8 protein-coding genes are annotated in these 7,590 nt (G+C 70.1%); 6 read left to right on the top strand and 2 right to left on the bottom strand.

The genetic code is table 11. The annotated features are described in order from the left end of the window. A partial coding sequence (locus A5764_RS15485; RefSeq protein WP_197501459.1) for a CoA transferase occupies nucleotides 1-720 on the bottom strand: 720 nt, incomplete at its 3' end. 83 nt (nucleotides 721-803) lie between these two features. Between A5764_RS15485 and A5764_RS15480 the strand changes: the two genes are divergently transcribed. Together A5764_RS15480 and A5764_RS15475 are read left to right on the top strand one after the other, a co-directional pair. Then, nucleotides 804-1,625, top strand: a complete 822-nt coding sequence (locus A5764_RS15480; RefSeq protein WP_067114381.1) for a FadR/GntR family transcriptional regulator — start codon at nucleotides 804-806, stop codon at nucleotides 1,623-1,625. Nucleotides 1,626-1,639: 14 nt separating this feature from the next. After that, nucleotides 1,640-2,359 carry an SDR family oxidoreductase gene (locus A5764_RS15475; protein WP_067114380.1) on the top strand — a complete coding sequence of 240 codons (720 nt, stop codon included), beginning with the start codon at nucleotides 1,640-1,642 and terminating at the stop codon, nucleotides 2,357-2,359. On the opposite strand, the gene A5764_RS15470 is transcribed toward A5764_RS15475, so the two are convergent. Then, nucleotides 2,322-3,191: an LLM class flavin-dependent oxidoreductase gene (locus A5764_RS15470; protein ID WP_067114379.1), complete on the bottom strand. Its 870-nt coding sequence runs from the start codon at nucleotides 3,189-3,191 to the stop codon at nucleotides 2,322-2,324. The two genes, A5764_RS15475 and A5764_RS15470, sit on opposite strands and share 38 nt — an antisense overlap. A gap of 71 nt (nucleotides 3,192-3,262) precedes the next feature. On the opposite strand from A5764_RS15470, the gene A5764_RS15465 reads away from it, so the two are divergent. Genes A5764_RS15465 through A5764_RS15450 form a run of 4 tightly spaced genes read left to right on the top strand, consistent with a single transcriptional unit; the run spans nucleotide 3,263 to nucleotide 7,543 of the window. Continuing rightward, on the top strand, nucleotides 3,263-4,342 hold the full coding sequence (locus A5764_RS15465; protein ID WP_067114378.1) for an acyl-CoA dehydrogenase family protein: 1,080 nt from the start codon (nucleotides 3,263-3,265) through the stop codon (nucleotides 4,340-4,342). Next, on the top strand, nucleotides 4,339-5,457 hold the full coding sequence (locus tag A5764_RS15460; protein ID WP_067114377.1) for an acyl-CoA dehydrogenase family protein: 1,119 nt from the start codon (nucleotides 4,339-4,341) through the stop codon (nucleotides 5,455-5,457). The genes A5764_RS15465 and A5764_RS15460 overlap by 4 nt, the downstream gene beginning before the upstream one ends. Continuing rightward, nucleotides 5,454-6,611, top strand: a complete 1,158-nt coding sequence (locus A5764_RS15455) for an acyl-CoA dehydrogenase family protein (protein WP_197501453.1) — start codon at nucleotides 5,454-5,456, stop codon at nucleotides 6,609-6,611. The genes A5764_RS15460 and A5764_RS15455 overlap by 4 nt, the downstream gene beginning before the upstream one ends. Then, nucleotides 6,608-7,543, top strand: a complete 936-nt coding sequence (locus A5764_RS15450) for an acyl-CoA dehydrogenase family protein (protein WP_067114376.1) — start codon at nucleotides 6,608-6,610, stop codon at nucleotides 7,541-7,543. Before A5764_RS15455 ends, A5764_RS15450 begins: the two co-directional genes overlap by 4 nt. Nucleotides 7,544-7,590: the final 47 nt, after the last annotated feature.

Raw genomic sequence — 7,590 nt, 5'->3', positions numbered from 1 at the left:
CATCGGGGCCCCGCGGCGGGCCCCGCCCCCCCCCCCGGGGCCGGGGGGCCCCCCCCCCCGGGGGGGCGCCGGGCGGGCCCGCCCCGGCGGGCCCCCGGGGAGGCCCCCCCCGCCGCCGGCGCGCCCGGGGGCCCCCCCCCCCCCCCCCCCAAACCCCCCCCGCCCCCCCCCCCCCCCCCCCGGCCCCGGGAACAACCCGGCCGGCGGCCCCGCTGGATCGCCCCGAAAGCCGGGCGAGCCCGCCCACGCCTGCAGCGTGAACTCGCTGGCGGCGCGCCCGGCATACGGTCCGGTCCAGCCGAAGTCGGAGATGCTGACGACGATCGCGCGCGGCGAGTCCGCGAGCAGCCGCTGCGGATCGACGCCCAGTGCCGCCGCCCGCTCCCGCCCGGCGGTGACGATGATCACGTCCGCGCCGGCCAGCATGGCGCGGTATTGCGCCAAATCTTCAGCACCTTCGGCGATGGCCAGGCTCTGCTTGCCCGCGTTGAGGTAGCTGAAGAGCGGCGACGGAGTGCCATCGGGCACCGGCGCACACGTGGCCGAGTACCGCCGCAGCCAATCCCCTTGCCGCGGCTCGATTTTGCGGACCTGCGCTCCGGCATCGACCAGCAACTTGCCGCAATAGCTACCCGCTATCCGGTCGCTGATCTCGACGACACGCAGATCTCGCAACGGTGTCGGCCGGGTGTCGGATCCGCGGCTCACCCGGCTATTTATACCATTACTGCTAAAATAGCTAAGCCAGTCGAGCACGCGGCCGGGTCCGCGCGCTCTCTGCTGTTGTGATTCATGAGGATTGGATGACCGCCCTGGGAATTGGCCCCGACGCCCGCCGCCGATTGTCGGCGCCGAGGATCGCCGAAATCGTAGCCGACGAGTTGCGCCGCCAGATCATCGACGGCGAGCTCGCCGACGGCGATCTTCTGCCCCGCCAGGAGGTGCTCGTCGAACAGTTCAACGTCAGCCTGGTCTCGCTGCGGGAAGCGCTGCGGATCCTGGAAACCGAGGGGTTGGTTTCGGTCCGGCGGGGCAATCGCGGCGGCGCCGTCGTGCACGCGCCGGCCAAGACCAGCGCGGCCTACATGCTCGGCCTGCTACTGCAGAGCGAGTCGGTGGCGGTCGCCGACCTTGGCATGGCGTTGCAGGAACTCGAGCCCGCCTGCGCCGCGCTGGCCGCTCAGCGTCCCGACCGGGCGGACACCCTGGTTCCCGAGCTCAAGCAGGTCAACGAGTCCATGGCCGAGAACCTCGAGGACGGCCGGCTCTTCACCGAAATCGGTCGCGAATTCCACGATCTCGTGGTCCGCGGCTGCGGTAACCACACCATCATCGCCGTGGTGGGGAGCCTGGAGACGCTGTGGACCAGCCACGAACGGCAGTGGGCCGACGAGAGCGCGGCACGCGGCACCTACCCCTCGTTGACGCAACGCCGTGCGGTGCTCAACACACATACCAAGCTCACCGAGACCATCGCGGAGGGCGACGTCGACCGGGCTCGCCGCATCGCGGGCCGCCACCTCGCCGACACCCAGACCTACGTGCTGATGGGTCAGCCCGGTCAGCGCATCCATGCGCTGTCGCCGCAGGCTTTGGCGCGCCCGCGGGATATGCGGCGCTCTTGACGCCTTTGACGTCGATGCGAACCGCATTGGTTACCGGCGGCAGCGGCGGCATCGGAAAGGGGTGCGGGCGCAAGCTGAGCGAGCTCGGCTACAACGTGGTGCTGACGGCCCGGCGCGAGGGCCCGCTGCGTGCGGCGGCCGACGAGATCGGTGCGCGTCACATCGTGGCCGATGCGTCCGATCCGGACGGATTCCCTGACGCCATAAGCGCTTTGGAGACGATAGACCTCGTCGTTCACGCGGCCGGCACGCTGGGCGGAACCTACGCCCGCAAGCAGACCTTCGACCAGTGGCGGATCATCATGGCGGCCAATCTGGATTCGTGCTTCGTGGTGACCGCCGCCGCGTTGCCACGGATGCGCGCGGGCTCGCGGTTGGTATTCATCTCGTCGTCGGCGGCGCACGAGCCGATGCCGGCCCGGACCGCGTACTCCGCGTCGAAGGCCGGCATGAACGCGTTCGCGCGCGCCCTTGCGCTCGAAGTCGACCGCGACGGCATCAGCGTGCACATCGTCACACCCGGCCCGGTGGAAACCGGCATGCTGCAGGACGTTCCCTTCGAGATGTACGCGATACAGGTGTCCGACGTCGCCGAGGCCGTCGCCTGGCTGGACACGGTGGACTCGTCGGTCGATCTGCCGGAAATCCGGCTCAGCGCCGTGCAGCGCGGGCCCTTCGCCCGGCCGCCGGTCGTGCCTACGGAGGCCCGTCGGCGGCGCCAGGGAACGCCTTGATCACCGATTCGCCGAACTCGTGCAGGGAATCCGGGACGGCGAAATCGGCGAACCACACGTAGAACCGCTCGACGCGCTGGGCGGTAAGGGCGGTGAAGTGCTCGACCAACTCGTCGGCGGCGCCGCAGATCAATCCGGACCCCAGGTTGCCGAACCGGCGGGTGCTCACCTCGCGGACGGTGTGCGGGTCACCACCGGACCGGACCAAACCCACCATCTGCTGAATCGACACCCGGGCCGTGCCCGCGGCCGGGGCCAGCTTGGGCAACTTGTCGATCTGGTTGGCCGGCAGGTTCCACCAATCCGCGTGTCTGCGAACGAGTTCCATCATCCGGGGCCCGGTCCCGCCCAGGACCAGCGGTATCGGATGGGACCGGCGTGGGGCCTGCGGGTCGGCGCCGCCCTCTTCGTCGCCCCAGTACTGTCTGATCAGCTCGAGGTGGCGGCCAAGTTGCTCGACCCTGGCCAGCGCATCCTGCCGGCCGACGTCGAAGCGGGCGAACTCGTCCGGCCAGGAGCCCGCACCGAGGCCCAGCTCGAACCTGCCGCCCGACGCGTCGGAGAGCGTGACGGCTTGCTTGGCGAGCACGGCGGGGTGCCGGAAGGCGTCGCACAACACCAGATGGCCGATCCGTAACCGCTCGGTCTTGGCCGCCACCCACGTCGCGATCCCCATTGCCTCCCAGATGCTTTCGCCGGGCCGCCCGGGCGCCTCCAAGTGGTCAATGAACGCCATGCCGTCGAAACCGCTGGCCTCGGCGTGGCGGGCCCGCTCGGCGATGTCGGCGGCCGACAGCCGCACCTGCGGAAGGAACAGATACCACTCGACCATGCAGACCACCTGTGCTCGCGCCGATTGCAACGGGGTCGCTAGTTTACTATTTTTATTATGTTAGGGGTCTTATGGACATCGGTCTGAGTTCGGAGCAGCTGTCGCTGCGCGCCACCGTGCGCGACATCCTGCGCACCGAATGCCCGCCCGACGCCGCCCGCCAGGCGATCACCGACCCCGAGCGCTGGCGCACCCTGTGGAAGACGGTCGTCGACCTCGGCTGGACGGAGCTCGCGGCGCCCGACGGCGACTACGGACCCGTCGAGCTGGCCGTGGTTCTCGAGGAATGCGGCGCGGCCATCGCGCCCATCCCGATGCTGAGCAGCGTCGGTCTGGCCGCGGGCGCCTTGCGGGCCGGCGGCCTCGACTCGGTGCTGACCGACATCGCCGGCGGCGTCGTCGCCACCCTGGCGGTCCACCCACGAAAATCTCGGCTGCCCGGCGCACCGATGACGTTGCGCGGGGGGCGCCTGCGCGGCCGGGCGGTGGCGGTCCCCAACCTGTCCCGCGCGGAACTGATCGTCACGCTGGCCCGATCCGACGACAGCGTCGTGGTCGCGGTCGCGCGCTGCGGCAGTGCCAGCGGGGTGACCGCGCTGGCGTGCGAGTCGACCGACCCGGCGCAACCGGTGGCCGACGTCGAGATCGACGCCGAACCGCTGGTCACCGCGCCCGTGAAAAGCGGAGGCGTCGAATCGGCGCTGACGTCGCCGCTGGTGGCCGCAGCCGCGGACCTGGTCGGCGTGGCGGGCGCGGCCTTGCGCCTCTCCGTCGAGCACGCGAAGGCGCGCCGCCAGTTCGGCGCGCCCATCGGCGCCTTCCAGGGGATCAAGCATGCGCTGGCCGACAACCATGTCAGCGTGGAACGCGCCCGCAGCCTCACCTACGCGGCGGCGGCGGCCCAGCTGGCCGATCCCGAAGCCACACCCGCCGCAGCGTGGACCGCGGCGGCGCTGGCCAAGGCGGCGGCCGGCGACGCGGCGGTCAGTTGCGCGCGCACCGCGGTACAGGTGCACGGCGCCCTGGGCCAGACCTGGGAGCACGACGCCCACCTTTACGTCCGGCGCGCCTGGCAGGGCGCCGCGATGCTGGGCGACAGCCGCGCGCTCTACCACGAGGTGGGCCGCCGATTCGCAGGAGGCGCGGGATGACGGCCCACGTCGCTACACAAGTCGAGGAATTCGGCGCGTGGCTCACCGAATTCCTGCCCAACGACTACTACGAGAAGTATCGGGAGTACCGCTGGGACCTCTCGCTGCGGCGCGATTACCAGCGTGCCGCCTTCGAAGCCGGCTGGATACAGCCGACCTGGCCCCGCGAGCACGGCGGCCGGTCGCTGGGGTTGCGCGACGCGATGGAGGTACGACTCGAGGCGGCGATGCGGTCCGCGCCCAAGCTGCCCAACATCGCCGGTCCCAACGTCGCCGCGCCCGGCATCCGTCAGTTCGGCACCCCCGCCCAGATCGACCGGCTGCTGGTGCCGCTGCTGCGCGGCGACGAATGGTGGGCTTTGGGCATGTCCGAACCGGAGGCCGGTTCGGATTTCGCCGGCCTGCGCACCCGCGCCGAGCGCTGTGGCCCTACTGGCGACGTGTTCCGGGTGAACGGCCACAAGATCTGGACCACCCAGGCCCACGAATCGCGGTGGTGCACGCTGTATGTCCGCACCGATCCCGCGGCGCCGAAACATCGCGGCATTTCCTGTCTGATCCTCGACCTGCACTCGCCCGGCGTGCGGGTCGAACCCATCCGCATGGCGTCGGTGTCCGACGAAACGTTCTGCGAGGTCTTCCTCGACGACGTCGAAGTGCCGGCGGACAACCTGCTCGGGCCGCTCAACGGCGGCTGGAACGTCGCCTTGTCCTCGCTGCAGCACGAACGCCAGATGATCTGGATCATGAACTGGGTCGAGATCAAGCGCGGACTGGACGCGGTACGCAGCGCGCTTCCGACCGACGACATCTGCGCCGAACTCGGCTCGCTCCTCGCCGACGCCGAGGCGCTGCGGGCCACCGGATACCGCGCCCTGGGCAACGAGCTGGCCGGGCGGCCCAGCCCCGAAGCTGACATCCTCAAGCTGCTCGGATCGGTGACCCTGCAACGGGTTTGGGAACTCGCCGCCGTCGCCAAAGGACAGGATAGTGTCAGCGATCCCGACCTGCTCTTCGAACGCCAGGATGCGCTCGCCGCGACCATCTACGGCGGAACATCGGAAGTCCAGCGCAATATCATCGCCGAGCGGCTGCTCGGGCTGCCGAAGGGATGACGATGATGGATTATGACCTCGGCGAGGACGCCGGACAACTCCGAAAGCATTTGCGCGAGTTGATATCCAACCATATTCCCGCCGACTTCCTTGGCGCCTGCACGGACGATCCGCGCGACCTGGCCACCACCGAGACGTTCTGCAAGTTGCTGGCCGCCGAGGGACTGCTGGCGCTGGCGTGGCCCAAAGAGCATGGCGGCGGCGGTGGTTCGGTCTGGCAGCAGACCGTGCTGCGCGAGGAGATGTGGGCCCAGCACGAGCCCCGCGGCCCGCAGTACATGGGCATCAACTGGGTGGGCCCGGCGTTGATGCGCTACGGCACGGCCGAACAGAAGGCGCAGCACCTGGCGGCCATCGCGTCCGGGGACGTGATTTGGTGCCAAGGCTTTTCCGAGCCCGAAGCCGGGACGGACCTGGCGTCGCTGCGCACCCGCGCCGTGTCCGACGGGGACGGCTGGCGCATCACCGGCCAGAAGGTGTGGACGTCGTACGCGCTCATGGCATCCTGGTGCGTGCTGGCGGCGTGCACCGATCCCGAGGCGCCAAAGCCCAAGCGGCTCACACTCTTTCTGATTCCGATGGACCGTCCCGGGTTCACCGTGCGGCCCATTCCGTCGATGCTGGGACCACATCACCTCAACGAAATGTTCTTGGACGATGTGCAGGCGTTCCCCGGGGACGTCCTCGGCGAGGTCGGCGACGGCTGGCGGGTGATGCGCGAAGCGCTGGCATTCGAGCGGGTGGGCATCGCACGCTACGCGCGCTGTGAATCCTTGCTCGACCGGATGCGAACCCAGCTCGGCGACGACTGGGATCTGCTGCCCGAGAGCATCCGCGCCCGCTGGGTGCGGACGCTCGCCGACCTGCGGGTGGCCCGGCTGCTGGCATATCGGGCCATCTCGCTGCAGGACGATCCGTCGGCCGGTGCGGCGGCCAGCGCCGCCCGCATCGCCACCACCACTTGCGATCAACAGGTCGCCGAGCTGCTGTTCGACGTGCTCGGCCCGGCGGCGCTGGACAGCGGAGTGTCGGCGCCGCTGCACGGGGCGATCGAAGACCATTGGCGCTACGCACAAGCGGCCACCGTGGCATCGGGCACCATCGAGGTGCAGCGCATGCTGGTGGCCCGCGACGTCCTGGGGGAACACCGGTGAAAACCGAACTGCCACAAGACATCAGCGACTTTGCCGCCGTCGCCACCAAGCGGTTCGCCCGGCTGGGCGGGCCACCGGCGGCGCTGCGCGCCGAGACCGACGACGACGTCCGGAGCGCGGCGCGCACCGCCCTGGCCGAGCTCGGCGCTTTCGAGCTGGACGTCCGGTCGGCGCCCGACGACTTGCTGGCCGCCGCGGTGCTGTGCCAGGCCGCCGGCGCCGCGGCGCTGCCGTATCCCGTCGTCGAGGAGTTACTGGCGATCGACGGCGCCCGGCTGGCCCTGGTCAACCCCGCGGCGCCGCGCATCGACCACGGCGACCTTGCTGGTGACTGGGTCGCCGCCGACCTCGACGGCAACCGCTACCACCCGCAACCAGCGGCGCGAACGAACGCCAAACTGGGGCCGTTCCTGGTTCCGGCCACTTTGAGCGCACCCGAGGGAAGCGTCCCGGCCGCCGACGTTAACCTTCATCTCGTGCTGGGATCATGGCGGATTCTGGGAGCGATGCGACAGTCGTTGCACATCGTCACCGAACACGTGCGCGCCCGGATTCAGTTCGGCAAGCCGCTGGCCGACTTCCAGGCCGTCAGGTTCGCCGTCGCGGACGCCACGGTCGCGGTGCGCGGGCTGTACGAACTCGCGAAGTACACCATCTGCCGGCCGGAATCGCTGCCCATTCAGGTGCATTCGGCCGACGCGCTCGTCCTCAGGTACAAGGCGGCCGACACCGCCCGGCAGGTGCTGCGGACCTCTCATCAGTTGCTGGGCGCCCTGGGATTCTGCGACGAGTCCGACATCAGCGTGCTCGATCGGCACACCCAGCCGCTGATCCGGTTGCCGATGAGCGCCGAGGCGCTCGCGCTGCGGCTGGTCCCCGACGTCCGCGACGGCCACCTGGAGACGCTGTTTTCCGGGCCGGTCCCGGCATGAGCCGCGCCGGCGACGATGCAGAGCGGAGCGATGAGGAGGAGCGGCGC

Origin of the sequence: Mycobacterium sp. 852002-51057_SCH5723018, assembly GCF_001667035.1 — a bacterium.
In the GTDB taxonomy this organism is placed as follows: domain Bacteria; phylum Actinomycetota; class Actinomycetes; order Mycobacteriales; family Mycobacteriaceae; genus Mycobacterium.
The sequence above is the reverse complement of the archived record's forward strand: the minus strand, read 5'-3'. Positions and strand labels throughout refer to the sequence as shown.